This window comes from Sphingobacterium alkalisoli, from assembly GCF_005049105.1.
Lineage (GTDB): Bacteria > Bacteroidota > Bacteroidia > Sphingobacteriales > Sphingobacteriaceae > Sphingobacterium > Sphingobacterium alkalisoli.
In genome coordinates, this window is sequence record NZ_SUKA01000001.1 from 1,070,985 (window position 1) to 1,091,435 (window position 20,451).

The following is a 20,451-nucleotide window of genomic DNA, read 5'->3' on the forward strand; positions in this document are numbered from 1 at the left end:
TTATTTAGTTAGTTCGTTCTCAATTTCTTCAAGTGTCTTCCCTTTGGTTTCAGGCAGATTTCTTTTGATAAATACGAATCCGAGAAGACAGATCACACCATACAGCCAGAATGTGCCGTAAGCTCCTAAAGATGAGTTGAGAATAGGAAAGGTATAGGTAAGTATGAAGCAGGCCGTCCACAGGGAGAACGTCGAAATAGCCATTGCGGCTCCTCTTATTTTTGTAGGGAAAATTTCAGAGATGACCACCCAGGTGATAGGAGCCAGGGTCATGGCATAGCAGCCGATGGCCAGCATAACCAGTACGAGTACGGCAAGACCCGATAACTCGTAATAATAGCATAGCCCCAAAAGTGTATAAATGCTTGCTAAACCAATAGATCCGAAAATTAATAACGCCCTTCGACCGAGTTTATCCACGGTATACATGCCTATGATTGTGAATACTAAATTGGTAATCCCGGTGATGATAATATTGAAAAGAATGTCTGAAACACCATATCCAGCGGCGGAGAAAATTTCTTCTGCGTAGTTGAAAATCACATTGATACCACACCACTGTTGAAATGCCGCGATGACGATACCGATTAACAGAATTCTAGGCATTTTTCCCTTAAACAGTGCTCCATAGTTGGTTGCTGCTTGTGCGGTATGGTTTACCTGATGTAATGCCTGTATTTCAGTCTTCGCATATTCCTCGCCTCCAATTTTTACTAAGGTTTTAACCGCATCCTCCATTCTGCCACGCGACATGAGCCATTTGGGACTTTCAGGTAATGCAAAAAGCAGTACAAAGAAAAGGATGGCGGGAAAGCCTTCGGACCAAAACATCCAACGCCATCCGGTTTGGCCGTTCCAGGTGTCGATCAGTTGTTCGCCCTGACCGACAGGCTCCGCGATGAGGTAGTTTACAACTTGGGCCAGTAATATACCGATTACGATAGTCAACTGGTTAACGGAGACCAGTTTTCCACGAATAGTAGCCGGAGCAACCTCTGCAATATACATCGGTGATAGGTTTGAAGCGATACCTATGCCTACGCCACCAATTACGCGAAAGATAATAAACAAGGTCAAGTCCTCGACAGCCCCGGTTCCATATGCAGAAATAATGAATATGAGTGCCGAAATAAACAACAGGGACTTTCGTCCAAACTTATCGGCTAAAAATCCCGTAATCAAAACTCCGAGCAGACAACCTAGTATTGCTGACCCCATTACCCAACCCTGCATATTGGGTGAATCGACAATCTCGAAATACACTTCATAAAACGGTTTGGCGCCCCCAATGACAACCCAATCGTAACCGAAAAGTAACCCGCCCATGGCGGAGATGAAGGTGATGATGTATAAAAAACCTTTTTTTGAATTTTTTGATTCTGACATAAGAGTGTCGTATAGATTTATAATTAATTCAAATTTATAGCTATTGTTGAGATAAAAGATGTAAGATTAATTGTAAAACATGTAAAAAAGAACTATTTTAGATATTTTAATGTGTTTATGGGAAATATCAAAGCAGATGGTTTTAAGGGCGAGAAGGCTATTGTTACACCGAATGTAATTCGAAGTATGCAAACGGAGAACCCCATTACGCGTCAATTGTACGTTACCCATATTGGGTATTATCCAAATGCAAGATACCACTATCGCGAACGTCCGGACGGAGCTCCGGAGAATATCTTAATTTATTGTGATAAAGGCACGGGCTGGGTAGAATATAAAGATGAAAAGATATTTTTAAAAGAAAATGAGGTTTTTATTCTGCCGGCCAATCAAAAGCACGTCTATGGAGCAGATATCGGCAATTCCTGGAGTATTTACTGGTTACATTTTCAAGGCGAGAATACAGCGATGTTTGATTCCATTTCGGGTAAAGTGCTCCGTATTCCGGAAACGGCTAACAACAGGAAGTCGGATCGCATGCAACTTTTTGAGGAAATTTATAAAAATTTTGAGATGGGCTATAGCCATGAAAATATGGAATACATCACGTTCTGTTTGATGTATCTCCTAGCCTCACTCAAGTATATGCCGCAATACCAAGAACCAAATAGACTTGGACACAATGACGTTATTCAAAACTGTATACATTATATGCGTGATAATCTTGAGAACAAGATAGCCTTGAAAGATATCGCAGATGCGGTAGGATATTCTACCACCCATTTAAATGCGCTATTTGTGCAGGCAACTTCATTTTCACCCATTGAATATTACAATCAACTCAAAATCCAGCGTGTGTGTTATTATTTACAGTTTTCTGATTTGAAAATTAAAGAGATTGCTTTTAAGCTAGGTTTCTACGATCCATTTCATTTATCGAAGGCCTTTTTTAAAGAGATGGAAATAAGTCCGCGAGAATACCGCAACAGATACGGCAGAATGAATGCGAATAGTAAATAGAGACATCCCTATTAAAGTGCGCGCATGGCTATTGGAAAAATTGAAGAGATAGCATTGATACGGTGGTGAAATCACGACCTACGCCCCTAAAAGTTAAAAGAAAATCTGTAACTTGCTGTGCGACAAGTAAAGCAGTACCATTTATGGTAAATAAGGGTGAAGTATTAAACGTATAAATAGAAATATTATGAGTGTCCCCAAAAAAGAGGAAATCAAACAAGAAGTTTTCGACCTATATGACGACTATGCGCATAGCCGCTTGTCGAGACGTGATTTTATGCAAAAACTGTCGCTCTATGCCGTAGGCGGGCTTACAGTACCTACATTGATGAGTTTTTTAATGCCCGACTATATGGGGGCTGTACAGATAGAATCGGGTGATCCGCGGATTACTGAAAAATATATTGATTATCCTTCTCCAAAAGGTGGCGGTACCATCAAGGCATTGCTTTGTATGCCCAAAGACAATACAAAGAAATTGGGGGGCATCGTGGTGGTGCATGAAAATAGGGGCCTTAATCCACATATTGCAGATGTGGGAAGAAGAGCGGCATTGGCCGGATTTATAAGTATTGCACCTGATGCCTTAAGTCCGCTGGGCGGCTACCCCGGAAATGACGATGAAGGTCGCGAGATGCAAAGCAAGCGTGATCGAAATGAAATGTTGGAAGATTTTATCGCGGCGGCAGCGTACCTTAATAGCGACAAATACTGCAACGGTAAAGTCGGTGTCGTGGGTTTTTGTTTTGGTGGATGGATCTCCAATATGATGGCTGCACGTGTCCCGGCTCTGGCTGCCGCGGTTCCATTTTATGGCGGGCAGGCTCCGGCAGAAGAAGTACCGAATATCAAAGCTCCTCTACAGCTACATTATGCGGAACTGGATACCCGTGTTAATGAAGGTTGGCCTGCTTACGAAGAGGCATTGAAAGCCAATAAAAAGGAATATACGATGTACATGTATCCGCAAGCCAATCATGGCTTCCATAATGATACAACACCTCGTTATGATAAAGAGGCAGCCGAATTGGCATGGAAGCGAACGGTAGATTTTTTTAAGGATAAGTTGTCGTAAACACCACTTTCCTATTGCCATTTTAACTTAACCAATACCGGAAAACAAGTATAGTACACGTAAATATGAAAAATTGGATTGATGGGAAACGTATTCGGCACGGAGTAGCCATAGTCATCTGTTGCATAGTGAGCATGACGCTGTATGCGCAAGAGACACAGAAAATAATGCTGTCGGGTGATGGTGGAGAAAATAGTGTCCTATGGGATTTTTATTGTACGGCTGGAAGGAATAGTGGCGCCTGGACAAAGATAAAAGTGCCATCCTGTTGGGAGCTTGAAGGCTTTGGTGAATACAATTATGGGCATGATCAAAATAAAGCTGCTGAGAAAGGTATTTATCGTACCACCTTTGAAGTGCCGAAGACTTGGAAAGGAAGGCGCGTCTTCCTAGTTTTCGATGGGTCAATGACCGATACCAAGGTTACGGTAAACGGAAAATCGGCAGGAGATGTACATCAAGGGTCATTTTACAGATTCAAAAGAGAAATAACGGATCTTATTAGCTCTTCGACCTTAAATAAATTAGAGGTTGAGGTCAGCAAGATGTCGTCCAATGCTAGCGTAAATAGTGCAGAACGAGATGCTGATTTTTGGGTGTTCGGCGGGATTTTTAGGCCGGTTTACTTGGAGGCAGTACCCGAAACACATATGGAATATTCAGGCATTGATGCCAAGGCAGACGGAAAAATTGATGTGGAAGTTTTCTTAGACCGTGAAATTAAGCATGCGAAAGTGAAAGCCGAAATTTTTGAACTGATCTCTGGTAAAAAAGTTGGAGACTTCTCCTCCGATCCGATTAATAATGCAAAAAAGATTAGGCTGCAATCCGTTATCCCTAATGTTCGGGCCTGGTCGACCGAATCACCCATTTTATATAAAGCAGTGATCACCTTGGTGCAAAATGATAAGGATTTACATACCATTACCGAACGCTTTGGATTCCGTACGGTAGAAGTGCGTGAGCGTGATGGAATATACGTTAATAATAAGAAGATAAGATTTAAGGGCGTTAATCGGCATTGCTTCTGGCCCACTACCGGACGCACGGTAAGTAGAGAGCAGAGTTTAGCAGATATTTTGCTGATTAAGGAAATGAATATGAACGCCGTCAGGATGTCACATTATCCTCCTGATAAACATTTTCTTGAATTATGCGACTCGCTAGGGCTGTATGTTATTAATGAACTCTGCGCGTGGCAGAGCCCACCTTACGATACGAAAGTGGGCACAATATTAGTGAATGAAATGGTTAAACGAGATATTAATCACCCTTCTATTGTTTTTTGGGCAAATGGAAATGAAGGAGGATTCAACTTCGATCTCGATACCCTGTTTTCGCATTTGGATATTCAAAAGCGATCTGTATTGCATCCATTCGGTCTCTTCGGAAATGTTAATACCGTTCATTACATTACCTATAATTCGGGAATAAAAGACATGTTTAACGGCCGGGATATTTTTATGCCTACTGAACTGATCCATGGGTTATATGACGGTGGGCATGGAGCTGGTTTAGACGACTACTGGAATTTAATGTTGTCTAATCCGCTATCTGCTGGAATGTTTTTATGGGATTTTGCCGATCAGGGCGTCGTACGTACCGATAAGAACGGTATTCTTGATACAGATAGAGACCACGGAGCTGACGGCATCGTCGGTCCATACCGCGAGAAGGAGGGAAGCTTTTTTACGATTAAGGAAGTATGGTCGCCAATTTTCTTGGAGAAAAAGTTTATCACGTCAGCGTGGAACAGTGAGTTTCGTGTTGAAAACAGGTATGACTTTACCAATACCAATCAATGTACATTTTCGTATGCCTTATCTCGGATTAATTCGATTGAGGGGGATGTAGATACTATAAAGGGTAAAATCGACGCGCCGGAAATTCAGCCGGGTAATCATGGATTGTTAAAACTTAAGCTGCCTCAAAATTGGAGGACTTTTGATATCCTGTATGTCACCGCAAAAGATCCGAATGGATCGGAACTCTTTACGTGGAGTTACGAAATAAGTTCTCCTGCTTCTTTTGCTGACCGGATTTTAAAGAATATGGCTTCCGATCCTAACAGTGTCGAGTTTAGTGAAGACGATTCTCTTTATATGTTTAAAGCTTCCGGTGTCTCAGCCAAAATAAGCAAAGCAACCGGACTTTTGATTGAAGTCCGTACCGAAGGAGGCGAAATTCCATTGAACGGAGGGCCAATATTTATAACCGATCAAGATTTGCAATGCAAAAGTGTAAAGCTTTTGGAGACAGATGGGAGCTTCCGGGTGGACGTGTCTTACGATTACAAAAAAGGCGGGAAGGCTTACCAATTTTCTTGGAAAATGAACGGCAATGGCATACTGCAGCTCGACTATGATTATCGCCCCCGAGATGGTATGGAGATGGCTGGAATAACCTTCCATTTTCCTGAAGTGGATATAGAAGGCGCTGCGCTTATCGCTAACGGTCCCTATCGCGTTTATAACAATCGAATGAAGGGTGGGAGTCTAGGTGTTTGGGAAAAGGAGTACAATGATGCTATCACTGGGGAGGTTTGGGAGTATCCGGAATTTAAAGGATATTACTCCCTTTTTTATGGGATGAAACTCCGGTGCGCGACTCCTTTTGAAGTTTATTCGACTTCTGAAGATGTTACCCTGCATTTGTTCACACCAAAAATACAACCGCTCTATGACAAAAATAAGAATTATACGGTTCCTAACTATCCCATAGGTAATATCTCTTTTATGGATGCAATACCGTCGGTAGGTACAAAGTTTGGAAGAGCGGAGGAGTTGGGGCCTCAGTCACAACGGCATCGCTTTAAGAGTTTTAGTGGATCTCCAAATATGAAGAATCGGTTATTTTTTAAATTCAATTAGTAGACCTTTGAGTTTTTTAAAAAAGCTACCCCGCGTGGAGTAGCTTTTTAGGTTAACGACTTGGTGCTAGAATTTTTATTGTGCCATCTTCATTGAACGAAATGGGATCCATGCAAACTTCCCGATGATAACCGGCTGCCCTTCCCATGTTAATGCCATTTGGTCGACTAAAACGGTGGTATACCATGTACCACTCGTCTTTGTTCGGTATTTTTAAGACCGAGTTATGTCCAGTTCCATAGATTCCCAAGCTTGGATCCTTTCGGAGGATAAGGTTTTCCTCCGGTATTGTTAATGGACCTGTTGGAGAATGGGAATACGCATACCGGACGCGGTAGTCTTCACTGCGTGTGTCATTTTCAGACCATAGGAAATAATAACGATCGTTACGGAAGAATACTTCTGCCCCCTCTCTGAATGTACTAGGCGGTGTGATTACCTTTAGGCTGCTTTTTTTTATAGAGATCATATCGTCTTCCAGTTCGGCAACTGCTAAATACCCATTACCCCAATAGAGATAATATTTTCCTGTGGTCGGATCTTTGAAGACATCTGGATCGATTTCTTGTCCCCTGTTTATTCCTTCTGGTTTGAAGTCGATAAGTGGTTTTCCACTATCTAAAAAAGGACCTGTCGGATGATCTGATACAGCGACGCCTATTTTTTGTGCTGCCGTATAATAATAGTAGTACTTATATTTTCCTTCTTTCTTGTGCTCAATGATCGTCGGTGCCCACGCATTCCTATCGGCCCATTGTACGTCTTTTTTTAGATCTAGAATGACACCCTCGTCTTTCCAATTTTTCAAATCGCTGGATGAAAACGCCTTGAAGTAATGACCACTCCATTCATGAAAGCCATCACTGGTTGGATAGATGTAGTATTTCTTTGTTTTCTCCGCATACAATACTTCGGGGTCAGCATAGTACCCTTCGATAATCGGATTCTGATTTGACGTGGATTGAAACCCTTCGGGGGTACCCCATTTGGCCAATAATGTCGCTAGTTCTTTTTGCGTAATAGGTACAATGGAGCCGTGCCTCGGTTTAAAATCGAGCTGTATAGCGCTGTCGATGGGGGTGAAGTGGAGCAGATCCGTGCTTTCGCAAAATTGATAGCTTTTGTCGCGATACACATCGTAAGAGAGGATATATTTGTCTTCGTTGATCAATTTAAAGATGGTAGACCCTTCTACAGCTTGCGGGGTCTGTTGCTTATACCCGGGTTGCTCGAGCCAGGTGCCTGATGTCAGCGTGCTGCTTTCGGCTACTTTGATGCCATTTCCATCTCCTTCTGTTTTATAGAACAAATAGTAAATACCTGCTTTGAAAATAATATCTCCATCGATGCAGGAACCACCGTTACGGGGGCGGAATAAGATTTTTGGCTCATCGGTCAGGTCGGTGAAATCCTGGTTAGCATATGAATAATAGATGATGTCGGGCCCGTTGGCATGTTTCATCGACCAGTAAATCAAATATTTACCCTTCTCTGCATCAAAGATCGTTTGCGGCGCCCAGACGCGTTTGAGGCTATCTTGATTAGCGAACTTATGCTGTATATTAACCACGCTAGATGTCCATTGAACCAAGTCTGTTGATTGTAGAAGAACCATTGCCCGATTGGAGTCCCAACCTTTTGCAGCGGTCATGTCCGTTGCGACCATGTAAAAGCCACTTCCATCCACTTTTCGGTAGATATGTGGATCGCGCACGCCACCTGTCGAACTAATTCTTTTTGAATCCAATACAGGTTCATTGTGGTTCAGTGCTTTGTACGTATATCCATTGGTACTTACGCCGAATCGGATCGCTTCGCCTGCTGATCCACTGGTAAAATAGGTAAAGAGATATGCGCGAAAGTCCTTCTCTTCAGGGCCGGATCGATAGATCTGGGGACTTATCTGTCCTTGTCCTGTTTCAAGGATAAGCAATAGGATAAGGAAGACAAATAGCGCTTTGGCGTATGTAATCATGATAGCTGGATTTAAAGTCGGTTTACTGCATTCAAAAATAAGGTATAGCATTTTTGTGGGCAACCTGCTCTTCCCTGTAGCATTTACATAGATAGTATACTCCCGTTCTTATTGCGACCCCAGTACGCACCCACGAACCAAGCATGGTTTTATACGAGGGTACGAAACCGTGCTATGGTAAAGGCGTATACATTAAATCTGGTTTCGTTCTTATTCGATTACAGAATGATATTCCGTTTAAATGCACATCCCAATTCGATAATGGATTCCGTTTTTGAGATTCCAGGGATATGATCTATGCGATCATATAGGAGATGCCGCATATGCTCGTGATCAAGCGCCACCAATTTAATATATAACGTATAGTTGCCGGTAATGTAATAGCATTCGGTAACTTCTGGAATCTTTTTTAGCTCTTCGATCACGTGTTCGGAGTTATGGTCTTTTTCGAGACTTAGGCTGGTAAATGCTCCCCAGTCGTAACCAAGTTTTTTTTCGTTTAGGAGTGGTTTTGTTCCCATGATTATGCCTTGCTCCACCAACCTCCCGATGCGTTGATGTACCATTGTGTTTGATATTCCCAGATCCGATGCAATACTCGAATATGGAATTCGGCCATCCTGATCCAGTTTTTTTAAGATTTGTTTATCAAAATCGTCTAATACGTGCATTTTTCTAAATAGAATTGCTTTTTATGTCAAAATTGATTAAAAGTAATAAATATAAGTCAAATTAACTTAATTAAGTTTATATTTGAGTCATAATTTTTTTATTCTTAATCCCTATAAGATATGATACACACGAACGATCATCTTAATAATAGTTTACACTACATCGCCCTGGAAGAGAAATATGGTGCGCATAATTATCATCCGCTACCTGTTGTATTAAAGAAAGGTGCAGGTGTTTTCGTGTGGGATGTGGAGGGAAAGAAATATTTTGATTTTCTGTCGGCCTATTCAGCTGTTAACCAGGGGCATTGCCATCCACGTATCATCGGTGCGTTAACGGCTCAGGCCAACGAGCTCACGTTGTCGTCTCGCGCGTTCTTTAATGATCGCCTAGGGGAATTTGAGGAATACATCTGTCATTTGTTAGGTTACGACAAGGCTTTGGTGATGAATACGGGAGTCGAAGCAGTAGAAACGGCCATGAAACTCTGTCGAAAATGGGCATACAAAGTTAAAGGTGTCGCTTCCGATCAGGCAAAAATTGTTTTTGCGAAAGAGAATTTTCATGGACGTACGATTTCCGTGGTCTCCGCATCAAGTGATTCCTCCGCACGCAATGATTTCGGTCCTTTTACCGAAGGTTTAACGCAGGTTACTTATAATGATATACCGGCATTGGAACGCCTTTTCTCGGAAGATAAAAATATAGCGGCATTTATTGTAGAGCCTATACAGGGAGAGGCAGGCATCATTATTCCCGATGATACCTATCTGGCGAAAGTCCGTACGTTATGTACTGCCCATAAGGTTCTTTTCGTGGTGGATGAAATACAAACAGGTATTGGGCGTACGGGCAGTTTTCTGGCATCATATGATATTTCAGCAACCATCCATCGTAGTAAGCCTGATGTCTTGATATTGGGTAAAGCCTTGTCTGGAGGTGTTCTTCCCCTATCCGCTGTATTGGCCAACGATGAAATTATGTTAACGATCCGTCCCGGGGAGCACGGATCTACCTACGGCGGAAATCCATTGGCCTGTGCGGTAGGCTTGGAAGCGCTGGAGGTAGTTAAAGATGAAAAACTGACTGAGAACGCCTACCGTATGGGGACACTTTTTCGAGATGGATTAAATCGTATAGCGAAGGAGAATAAACTGATTATTGAGGTAAGGGGCAAGGGGCTCCTAAATGCGATAGAGATAAATTGCCAAGAAGAGGATACACTCGCGTGGGAGATATGCCTAGCGTTTAAGGACAATGGGCTTCTTGCAAAACCCACTCATGGGAACAAGATCAGGCTGGCACCGCCTCTTACGATAACAGAAGAGCAGTTGACTGAATCCTTACAAATTATCGATAAATCTTTACGTCTTTTTATATGAGAAAGCAGATTGAAATTGTAAAGAACAGATCCGATATCGGAGCCGGTACACGTGGTTCTGATTTGGGAATCGACGCGATAGAAATAGCAGCAATCAATAAGCATAGCTACTTCTTTAAGGATCATCTTTCAGTAGATGTTCCGACCCGAAATGAATCGGTGTATGAAGATGTCGACTCTCCGTTTGGTAAACATATCAAGCAAGTTTACCAACAATGTAAGCATCTGGCTTCCATAGTGGAAGACGTTTTGCTGAAGAATAACATACCATTGGTGTTCTCCGGCGACCATTCTTCCGCTATTGGTACCATTAGCGGTATTCGAGCGGCTTATCCAGATAAACGTTTGGGCGTTGTATGGATTGACGCACATGCAGATATCCACTCACCGTATACGACGCCATCTGGGAATATGCACGGAATGCCCTTAGCCGCATTGATGAGCATCGATAATAAGGCAAATGCCGTTAATAAAGTCGGGGATGAGACGCTGATTTACTGGGATAAGCTAAAAAAAATTGGACTGGAGAGCGTGAAGCTAGCGCCAGAAGATTTGATCTATTTCGGTGTGCGGGACACAGAGGAGGAAGAGGACGCACTGATCGAGCGGTTAGCTATCCGAAATTATAAAGTAGCGGAACTTCGCGCAAATGGCATTGAGGGTTGCATACAAAACGCGTTGCGTCAAGTTGAAGAATGTGACTATATTTATATATCCTTTGATGTAGATAGTATGGATAGTGAAAGGATATCGAGCGGCACCGGAACACCTGTTCCGCAAGGGTTTTTACCAGAAGAAGTGACAGAGGTCCTAGCCTCGATTTTGGCTTCTGGTAAAGTGGTTTGTTTAGAAATCGTCGAAGTAAATCCTTTGTTGGACAATCGGGGAAATAAGATGGCTGAGGTGGCATTTGACATTATCGAAAAAGTGGTTCCCCTGCTGGAAAATCGTGCTATATAATCTAATTTTTTCTTCATATCTACCTCCCCCCCTCATAGTGCAGGTTGCCAAATGAAAAATCGATGTCTATCTTTAAGCCGCGTCCATGGTCTAGAAATGGAACTTTTGAACGTAGGTGTCATATCATAGTTTCTCGGGCCTTTAACGCTCGAGAATAAAATTAAAGGGAGACAAAGAATGAGGATTTTAGTTGCAATAATCTTAGTATGGATGTTTGCTGGCCAGGTGTGCGCTGCTGATGGATTCAAACTTATCGCTAGTAATAAAGGTACCTCTGTTTATTACGGAGGTGATGAGGTGGTTGTCAATACCGCTTTAGCGATGTTGATCGAAGATTCTAAAGCCGTAGCCGGAACAGGATTTGAGCGCTTGTCGAACGTCAAAAATGGCGGAATCATAGTGGGTATACCGGGAGAAGATGGGCAGCTTGATAAGCTGCTGTCTAAACACAACGTAGATATTTCGGATATTACCGGGCAATGGGAAGCTTTTCAAATCAAGGTAGTACAAACGAATAGGGGGGCTAATTTATTCGTGTTGGGAAGTGATCCACGTGGAGCCGCCTATGGGGTGTTGGAACTGTCGCGCCTGATAGGTGTTTCGCCCTGGGTATGGTGGGCAGATACCAGACCGATTAAAAAAAGCGACCTATCAATACCGATGGATTATGAAGATAGACAAAAACCTTCTGTTCAATACCGGGGTATATTCCTTAATGATGAAGATTGGGGGCTCATGCCCTGGAGTAGTATGACGTACGAACCTTCTGACCGAAAAGGACAGATTGGTCCCAAAACCTATTCGCGGATCTTCGAACTGTTGTTACGTTTACGGGCCAATACCTTATGGCCAGCCATGCATGAAGTCACGATTCCTTTTTATTTTACGTCTGGTAACAGAGAAGCTGCAGCGAAATATGGTATTATATTAGGTACATCCCACTGTGAGCCACTAATGCGTAACAGTGCCCGAGAATGGGATGTGTCTGGTAAAGGGGATTATAATTATGTGACCAACAAACCTGAGCTGTTAAACTATTGGAAGGAGCGACTGAAAGAACTACAAGGTGCAGACAATATCTTTACAATTGGATTACGCGGAAAGCACGATGGGATGATGCAAGGTGTAAAAAGTCAGGCGCAGCATAAGACGGTGCTGTCTCAGGTATTACCCGATCAAAGGGAACTACTTAAAAAATATATTAATCCAGATCTGACCCGGGTGCCACAGGTTTTTATCCCTTACAAAGAGGTACTTGATGTGTATAATGACGGACTCGATGTGCCGGAGGACGTCACCTTGGTATGGTGTGACGATAATTATGGTTATATCAAGCATTTTCCGGATGATGCCGAACGTGCGCGAAATGGCGGAAATGGTCTATACTATCATGTTTCTTACTGGGGGCGCCCGCACGACTACCTATGGCTCTCGACGATCAATCCAGCGCTGTTGCATCAACAAATGAGCTTAGCGTACGAGAAAGGGGTGCAGAAGCTGTGGATCGTGAATGTGGGTGATATCAAGCCTGCGGAATACCAAATAGAACTGTTCTTAGATATGGCCTGGGATGTGGAGAAGGTAAACAAACAAGGCGTTGCTGCACATATAACGCAGTGGCTAAATACCAATATAGGTTCAGCTGCAGGGAAGAAGTTAGTCCCGGTTTTACAAGAATACTATCGCCTAGCATATATCCGAAAGCCGGAGCATATGGGTAATACACGCATGGAAGAAAGGGATCCGATCCATAAGATTGTCAAGGACCTAGACTGGAGCGAAGCTGAAATTCGCGAACGACTCCGTGAGTATAGTAAGCTTTCGGATCAGGTGGAGAAAATTGAAGCACTTGTACCGCAGGCACAGCAGTCTGCCTATTTTCAATTGATAAAATATCCCGTACAGGCAGCAGCACAGATGAATAAAAAAATCTTGCATGCACAGCTTGCCCGGCACGGAAAAAGTTCGTGGCAAGATAGCCATCAAGCGTTTGATAGTATTGTAGCGCTAACGGTACAGTATAATCAATTGGAAGATGGTAAGTGGAACCGCATAATGGACTATAAGCCGCGCGACCTCGCAGTATATCAGCGGATACCGGAAGAGAAAGCGAAAGGTGAGCTTAGGCAGTCAGTTACTCCACGATACCGGTTTGATGTTGTCGACTTCGATAAAGCAGGGGCAGATGCCATTTTGATGGACGGCTTGGGTTATACAAATCGAGTGTTATCCATTCCCAAAGGGCAACAGGTTTCTGTGGTGTTTACACATGAAGCCCGAGATTCAGTGGTCGTTGAAGTACGTTTACTACCTAATCATGCCGTAGATGGCAAGCAATTGCGCTTCGGTATTTCAATAGACGACGGAACCTTTCAGGAAGTATCATACAAAACACAGGGGAGAAGCGACGAATGGAAAGACAATGTGCTGCGCAACCAGGCGATCCGAACCGTGAAGCTACCGATCGTCGGCATCGGAAAGCACAAACTACGTATTAAAGCGCTTGATGAGGGCGTGGTGCTTGATCAGGTATCTGTTTTTTAATAGGTAGGTAGACAAATGAATGCATTCGTCTACTTACTCTATTCTCGTATTCTAAATTTTTGCTTTAGTCACTCTAGCTTTGCTCCCTTCGGCACGTAATAGGTAATAGCCCGCCAGTCCTGCAAGTAAGGAAGTGATCAGAATGGATAGCTTGGCCTCATTGACATATAAGGGGTGGTCAAAAGACAGGATGGCAATAAAGATGGACATCGTAAATCCTATTCCCGACAATAGACCGACTCCGATAATATGTTTAAAGTTACTTCCTGCTGGCAAACTGCTAATTTTTAATTTTGTGGCAAGAAACGTCATGGAGAAGATCCCCAGGGGTTTGCCTAAAAGTAATCCTAAGGTAATACCTAGTCCTAATGGCGCTACAAGTCCGTCTAACATTTCGCTTTGTAGGGTAATGTTGGTATTGGCAAAGGCGAAAATAGGGATAATCAAGAAATTGACCGGTTTGAGCAAGGCATGTTCCAAACGTTCTAAGGGAGACTCTATCTCTGTATTGTTTGTGGGGATAGTTACTGCCACGAGTACTCCGGCGATCGTAGCATGTATGCCGGAATGGTGAACAAAGTACCAGATGAAAGCTCCAGGAATAAGATAAAGGTAGGGGTTTTGGATGTTCATTCGGTTCATAATGAGTAGTACAACCATACCTACTCCCGCGTATAGCAGATAGGTCATTTCTACACCTGATGAATAAAAGAAGGCGATGACCATAATCGCGATCAGGTCGTCAACAATTGCTGAGGCAGCTAGAAATATTTTTAGGCTGGCAGGAATCCGTTTTCCTAATATGCCGATAACAGCTAGTGCAAAGGCGATATCTGTAGCCATGGGGATTCCCCAGCCTCCGGCGGTATCGGTACCTGCATTAAATGCTACGTAAATCAGCGCAGGTACTGCAGCGCCACCTAGAGCAGCCAAGACAGGTAATGAGGCCTTCCGGGGAGAGGATAATTCTCCCTCCACAATTTCACGCTTGATCTCAAGTCCTACCAGCAAAAAAAAGATGGCCATCAATCCGTCGTTTATCCATAAGAGAATACTGTAATTTAAATGAACAAACTCCGACTCATAACCTAACTTCATATTTAACAAAGATTGTAAGGAGGAAGCTAAAGGTGAGTTCGCTATGATAAGCGATAAAATAACACCTGCAAAAAGTAGTATGCCACCGGCATTAGCGGATTTGAAGAATTTTCTAAAGATGTCGAGATTGATACGATTTGCCATGAATGGTACATGTTTTTTAGTTACTTTAGGTATAATACACTTTATGAAGGAAATGTTTGAAAAAATTTAAATTTGGTATGCGGTGGTGAAATGCCATTTTTTATTAAGGGTCGTTGTGCAACCCTTAATATCCGTACGAGAAACAATTTTGGTTACCGTACGTTAAACCTTAATATTGCCGGAGGTAACCTACATTGATATGGAAAGGACAGATTTTATTACATGAGAAGTTGAGATGCATAACGAAGAAAAGCAAAGTAGTAAGCAAAACGAGACGGTCGCTGCTGCGTTAAGGAGAAAATTAGATGCGGTATACTCGGCTATTAGGGATTGGATGAGCCCTTCAAAGGATCAGCATACGGTTGTACAAATCCTGATTTTTATCTTGAAGCTACCTGTATTGTTGTTGATTTTAGCCGTGTCGCCAGTTTTTATCCTGCTCATGGGGATCGTAGTGCTCATCGCGTTGTGAAGACAAGCAGGTATCAATATCTTCTGTTTACCGTATGCTGCATTCTTTTTTTATTTCATCAGTACCTGCAACACATAAAAGCGGTTTCAATTCCACTTGCTGATAATTATCTCGATCCGCTATTGATGATGCCAATACTCTTACAATTCGTATGTTGGGAACACCAATGCATAAAGGGGAAAAAGGATTTTTTTTTACCAAGCTCATACTTGTCGGGCTACTTCATATTGGTATCTATTCTAGCAGAAATTGTATTTCCCAGAATTAATCCTAAACTTGTTGGAGATCCCTGGGATGTCATGTGTTATGCGTTAGGGACCATTGTTTATAGCGTTGCACAAAGGACAGGCCTAAGAAATGACTAGTCTATTGCTGCGCTCATTCGAGCATAAGAAAGCTGCTGTTTTGTTCAGGGATATAACTTGCTGCAGGGAATTAAAACGCATGGCAGAGCATGACAGTTACTCAAAAACCGAATAGTATATTCGTGTTGCAAATCTATTGTATGTGAACTTTAAGCATGTGGATAGATATTGCACGTAATCATGAATTATAAGCTATAAAAATGAACAATTTTTTGATTTTAATCTTAGCGGTGCTGAGCTTAGCAGGGTGCCAACCGAAGTCTGCCTCCGTACCTGCAGAAACGAATGATGTGAATACCCCGCTTCATCTGTTAAGGCCGGAGTATCCTGTAATGTATGGTGAAACGACACCCGATAGCATTAAGGCTGATATGGATAAAGTATATGCTTATCTCGAAAAGGTGACGCCTGCGGGTTTGGAGCAGCAGGACAGCGACAAGGATGTCGTTGATTTCACAAAGATTGATACCAATACCGTGTTTAAAAAAGGCGACTTCCGCCTTATCAGCTATGAGTGGGGGGTAACCTACGGTGCCATGTTGCGGGCAAGCGAAGTGACCAAAGACAAGAAGTTTGTGGACTATACGCGTACACGTCTGGATCTCGTTAGCAGTGTGCTTCCAGCATTTCGTGCGTTAGAAACAAAATATGCAGGTTATCGATCTCCGGTACATTCGGTCTTGCATCCGCAGGCGCTCGACGATGCTGGAGCAATGTGTGCCGCTATGATCAAAGCGCAACGGTCGGGTGTGCTGCAAAAGGATATCCAGCCTATCGCCACCAATTATATTGATTACATCTTAAATAAGGAATTCCGCTTGGCGGATGGAACGCTGGCTCGAAATCGGCCGTTGCCCAATACCTTATGGTTAGACGATTTATACATGAGTTTGCCGGCTTTGGTACAGATGGGGAAATCAAGCGGCGAATCCAAGTATTTTGATGAGGCCATTAAACAGTTTTGGTTATTTGCGAATAGGATGTTTGTGCCGGAAAAGGGGTTGTACCGTCACGGCTGGGTGCAGGATATGGATCCCCACCCGACATTTCACTGGGCACGTGCCAACGGTTGGGCATTACTAACGAAAGTGGAGATATTGCGTGTATTGCCCGAGCAGCATTCCGGCAGAGCGGCATTAGTCGAACAGTTTAAGAAGCACGTAGCGGGATTGGCTCCGCTGCAACACGGTACTGGCTTCTGGCATCAGCTTTTGGATCGAAATGATTCATATCTGGAAACATCGGCAACAGCCATCTATGCTTATTGTATTGCCTATGGTATCAATAACGGCTGGTTGGATGCCCGCGCTTACGGACCTATGGCTTTACAGGCTTGGAACGCGGTAAGTACCCAAATTAATACCGAGGGTCAAGTGGAAGGTACCTGTGTCGGGACGGGAATGGGGTTTGATCCGGCATTCTACTACTATAGACCTGTAAACAAATTTGCTGCGCATGGTTATGGGCCTGTATTATTAGCAGCGGCTGAAATGTATGAACTGCTCGCTACGAAGAAATATGTGATTAATGATAGCGCAGTACAGTTTTAGTCGACTAAGAAGGAAACATAAGGACTGGGAGCTAATTGTTAAATAAAATTAAATCTATAGAAATGGTAGTCTTTTAGTTTTTTTATTTTACATTTGTATGTTGAATGTTTTACACAGCGTAATTTGTATGGAAAAAGCACTAGCAATATTAAATCTGAATAAACTAAAAGGTAAGGTCACCCTAAAGCATGTGGGCTGGATTATTGTTTCTCTTAAAGTTATTATATTACTTTATTTTATACATCTCGTCATTGAAGGTGTTCAGGCAAACACTTTTCAATTTGGTTCTATGTTTTTTGGGTTCATAGTAGCAGGCTTTGTAGCGCAACTGATCGATGGTGCTTTAGGAATGGCCTATGGTGTGAGTTGTACGAGTTTATTGTTATGGTTTGGTATTCCACCCAAGTTTGCATCTGCGAGTGTACACACCTCTGAAATATTTACGACCGGCGTGTCAGGTTTGTCACACATCCGTTTTAAAAATATCGACAAAAAACTTTTCTTTCAAATTGCAATAACAGGAAGTATAGGAGCTATACTTGGCGCTTATTTGCTATCTGATATACTTGATGGTAACTTAATAAAGCCCTACATCTCTGTTTATTTGTTAGGACTGGGTTTATATCTACTTTTCAAAGCCTATAGAAATAAGGCCAAGGCAGCCCGTAAAATAAAAAATGCACCGCTTTTAGCATTCTGCGGTGGATTATTGGATGCCATCGGCGGTGGCGGGTGGGGACCCATCGTCACTTCGAACTTGTTAAGCCAAGGAAAAAATGCCCGGGAATCCATAGGTACGGTTAATACCGCAGAATTTTTTGTCACCTATTTTGCGACGGCCGTATTTATTTTCGTTCTAGGCGTTCAACACCTAGAAATCGTATTGGGTCTTATCATCGGTGGTGTTATTGCAGCGCCCGTAGGCGCATATGTAGCTTCCCGGATCAATCCACGTGTTTTGCTTACGCTAGTGGGCGTAATGGTAGTATTGATTTCTTCTTGGAGTATCTTTCAAGCCTGGTTCTAAACTTTCAACAGTCCGCGAAATCCCCTAGCTCCATAATACGACTCTGCGCCGTTGTGATAGATGAATACGCGGCCGAAACGCAAATCGCCAAAAATTGCCCCGCCTAGCTCTCTAATTTCGGTTGGAGTCGCTACCCAACTGGACGTTTTGGTGTCAAACTTTCCCAATTGCTGCAGATCACGGTATTGTTCTTCCGTTAAGAGCTCAATCCCCATTTCCGCTGCCATACCTACAGCACTGTTTTTCGGCTTATGCTCTTTTCTTGATTCCAGTGCATCCTGATCGTAGCAAAGACTTCTACGGCCTTTAGGACTTTCGGCCGAGCAATCGCAAAAAAGGTACTGATCCGTTTTTGCATCGTAGCCTATTACGTCAGGTTCTCCGCCGGTCTCTTCCATTTCGTTGAGAGACCAAAGCTTTTCTGCATCCTTTTCTAGGTTAGTTTGTACTTTTTGCCAATCCAGTTCCTGATGGCGATCCATATGTTTTTCGAAGCGGGCGTGTAAAATTTTGAACAACTCGAGCATTCGTTCCTGCGGTAATGTTACACTATTGGAAGTAGTTTTTTTCATCTTTTATCTTAGTTTAATATACAAGTAAATTTAAAATTTTCTATCCGATGGACGAAGGAACCAGGAAGCAATAGTGAGAAAAAGAAGGAGTAAGGAAGGAAGAACGTCAGTTACGGCGTCACCTAAAGCGATATGCGATATTATTGCACCTGATGCAACAAAGAAAAATCCTGCATAAGCCCATTCCTTTATCAGGGGCAGTCTGGGGAGAAGAATGGCTATAACACCCAATATTTTCCAAACGCCCAGTACCGTAAGTAGATAGTCTGGATAGCCTAAGTGGCTAAAGGCTTCAACCTCGTCCTTCATGTTGATTAATTGTACTATTCCAGTTGATAGCATTCCCAATGCTAGCCAAATAGTAACAACCCAATAGGTGATTTTCTGTGTTTTTGTCATAATTTACTGTTTTATCGTGTGCATTATTTTTTCCAATGTATTATGGGCTAGGTTAATACCTTTAGCAAATGGCATTTGTAACATCATGTCTCTGTCCGCTACGGACTTGTAAATAATGTGTATTGTCAATTTGCTGTTGTGCTCAGTCATTTCGGTAAATTCCAAAAACTCAAGCTGAACAGGAAACGGCGTGTTTTCCATTTCAAATGTCCGGGTAATTTTATGATTTGGAATGAATTCATGAATGACTCCGTTGGCCCTGAATAGCACATTTCCTTGGTTATCTTTTGTTTCAAATTGATAACCCCCATGTACTTTGCTTTCCATCTTTAGTACTTTATTGCCCATCCATTGTTCTACGAGATCAGCCTCGGTATATGCTTTAAAAAGTAAGTTTACGGGCAATTCAAACTCCCGTGTAATGATTATTTCCTGTTTGCCTTCTTCGGCATTTACCTTCGTTTTTAATTCCATTGTACCGCTATTTAGATTTATAGTTTTTCATCACGTCTTCCAGTTTATTGAACCTCTCATCCCACATCTGACGGAACGGTTCCACAAAATCCGCGATTTCCTTTATTTTTTTTGGATTTAGCTGATAATAAATTTCTCGACCATTTTGCTCTTTTTCCAGCAAGTCACACTCCGTTAGAATTTGTAGGTGCTTCGAAACGGTTGGCCGTGCCGTATCAAAGTTTGATGCTATTGCTCCTGCTGTCATGGATTGCGAAGCAAGTAATAGCAATATGGCTCTTCTTGTTGGGTCGGCTATTGCCTGGAATACGTCTCGTCTCAGATTCATTATGAAGTCATTTGACTACAAATATAAGTGTAGCTGTTTGGCTACGCAAATTTTTCTGGATATTTTTTTAACGATGTCCTTAGTCGATAATAATTGACAGACAAAGAGAAGAATAATGTTCAAAAAAAAATATATTTGT

17 protein-coding genes are annotated in these 20,451 nt (G+C 42.5%); 9 read left to right on the top strand and 8 right to left on the bottom strand.

Features of this window, described 5'->3' with window-relative positions:
* The gene (locus tag FAZ19_RS04005) at positions 1-1,386 is read right to left on the bottom strand and encodes a sugar porter family MFS transporter (RefSeq protein ID WP_136819292.1); all 1,386 of its coding nucleotides are present in this window, start codon (positions 1,384-1,386) and stop codon (positions 1-3) included.
* 117 nt (positions 1,387-1,503) lie between these two features.
* Here FAZ19_RS04005 and FAZ19_RS04010 point away from each other — a divergent pair, with 117 nt between their 5' ends.
* The 3 genes from FAZ19_RS04010 (at position 1,504) to FAZ19_RS04020 (ending at position 6,351) form a co-directional block, all read left to right on the top strand.
* Positions 1,504-2,406, top strand: a complete 903-nt coding sequence (locus tag FAZ19_RS04010; protein ID WP_136819293.1) for an AraC family transcriptional regulator — start codon at positions 1,504-1,506, stop codon at positions 2,404-2,406.
* A 187-nt stretch (positions 2,407-2,593) separates the two neighbouring features.
* A complete protein-coding gene (locus tag FAZ19_RS04015; RefSeq protein WP_136819294.1) occupies positions 2,594-3,481 on the top strand; it encodes a dienelactone hydrolase family protein in 888 nt (295 codons plus the stop codon).
* A 65-nt stretch (positions 3,482-3,546) separates the two neighbouring features.
* Positions 3,547-6,351 (top strand): glycoside hydrolase family 2 protein, encoded by a 2,805-nt coding sequence (locus tag FAZ19_RS04020; RefSeq protein WP_211245423.1) that lies wholly within the window; start codon positions 3,547-3,549, stop codon positions 6,349-6,351.
* Between the two features lie 52 nt (positions 6,352-6,403).
* Here the strand turns inward: FAZ19_RS04020 and FAZ19_RS04025 are convergent, their stop codons facing one another.
* Positions 6,404-8,326, bottom strand: a complete 1,923-nt coding sequence (locus FAZ19_RS04025) for a family 43 glycosylhydrolase (RefSeq protein ID WP_136819295.1) — start codon at positions 8,324-8,326, stop codon at positions 6,404-6,406.
* A gap of 218 nt (positions 8,327-8,544) precedes the next feature.
* On the bottom strand, positions 8,545-8,997 hold the full coding sequence (locus FAZ19_RS04030) for an Lrp/AsnC family transcriptional regulator (protein ID WP_136819296.1): 453 nt from the start codon (positions 8,995-8,997) through the stop codon (positions 8,545-8,547).
* 120 nt (positions 8,998-9,117) lie between these two features.
* On the opposite strand from FAZ19_RS04030, the gene rocD reads away from it, so the two are divergent.
* From rocD to FAZ19_RS04045, 3 genes are all read left to right on the top strand, one after another.
* Entirely contained in the window at positions 9,118-10,380 is a 1,263-nt protein-coding gene (gene rocD, locus FAZ19_RS04035) for an ornithine--oxo-acid transaminase (protein WP_136819297.1), read from the top strand.
* Entirely contained in the window at positions 10,377-11,339 is a 963-nt protein-coding gene (locus FAZ19_RS04040; protein WP_136819298.1) for an arginase, read from the top strand. Before rocD ends, FAZ19_RS04040 begins: the two co-directional genes overlap by 4 nt.
* A 177-nt stretch (positions 11,340-11,516) precedes the next feature.
* Positions 11,517-13,883, top strand: a complete 2,367-nt coding sequence (locus FAZ19_RS04045; RefSeq protein ID WP_211245424.1) for a glycosyl hydrolase 115 family protein — start codon at positions 11,517-11,519, stop codon at positions 13,881-13,883.
* A gap of 51 nt (positions 13,884-13,934) precedes the next feature.
* Here FAZ19_RS04045 and nhaA read toward each other — a convergent pair whose 3' ends face one another.
* A complete protein-coding gene (gene nhaA / locus FAZ19_RS04050; protein WP_136819299.1) occupies positions 13,935-15,125 on the bottom strand; it encodes a Na+/H+ antiporter NhaA in 1,191 nt (396 codons plus the stop codon).
* A gap of 235 nt (positions 15,126-15,360) precedes the next feature.
* On the opposite strand from nhaA, the gene FAZ19_RS04055 reads away from it, so the two are divergent.
* The 3 genes from FAZ19_RS04055 to FAZ19_RS04065 all read left to right on the top strand — a co-directional run bounded on the left by FAZ19_RS04055 (position 15,361) and on the right by FAZ19_RS04065 (position 18,539).
* On the top strand, positions 15,361-15,597 hold the full coding sequence (locus FAZ19_RS04055; RefSeq protein ID WP_136819300.1) for a hypothetical protein: 237 nt from the start codon (positions 15,361-15,363) through the stop codon (positions 15,595-15,597).
* A gap of 565 nt (positions 15,598-16,162) precedes the next feature.
* Entirely contained in the window at positions 16,163-17,512 is a 1,350-nt protein-coding gene (locus FAZ19_RS04060) for a glycoside hydrolase family 88/105 protein (RefSeq protein ID WP_136819301.1), read from the top strand.
* 127 nt (positions 17,513-17,639) lie between these two features.
* Entirely contained in the window at positions 17,640-18,539 is a 900-nt protein-coding gene (locus FAZ19_RS04065; RefSeq protein WP_136819302.1) for a sulfite exporter TauE/SafE family protein, read from the top strand.
* On the opposite strand, the gene FAZ19_RS04070 is transcribed toward FAZ19_RS04065, so the two are convergent.
* From FAZ19_RS04070 to FAZ19_RS04085, 4 genes are read right to left on the bottom strand one after another with little or no spacing between them, the layout of a single operon-like run.
* Positions 18,536-19,111, bottom strand: coding sequence for a DUF4256 domain-containing protein (locus tag FAZ19_RS04070; protein ID WP_136819303.1), 576 nt, complete (start codon positions 19,109-19,111; stop codon positions 18,536-18,538). The two genes, FAZ19_RS04065 and FAZ19_RS04070, sit on opposite strands and share 4 nt — an antisense overlap.
* A 30-nt stretch (positions 19,112-19,141) precedes the next feature.
* Positions 19,142-19,510, bottom strand: coding sequence for a DoxX family protein (locus FAZ19_RS04075; RefSeq protein WP_136819304.1), 369 nt, complete (start codon positions 19,508-19,510; stop codon positions 19,142-19,144).
* A 3-nt stretch (positions 19,511-19,513) separates the two neighbouring features.
* The gene (locus FAZ19_RS04080; RefSeq protein WP_136819305.1) at positions 19,514-19,984 is read right to left on the bottom strand and encodes an SRPBCC domain-containing protein; all 471 of its coding nucleotides are present in this window, start codon (positions 19,982-19,984) and stop codon (positions 19,514-19,516) included.
* 7 nt (positions 19,985-19,991) lie between these two features.
* A complete protein-coding gene (locus FAZ19_RS04085) occupies positions 19,992-20,312 on the bottom strand; it encodes an ArsR/SmtB family transcription factor (RefSeq protein ID WP_136819306.1) in 321 nt (106 codons plus the stop codon).
* Positions 20,313-20,451 lie beyond the last annotated feature (139 nt).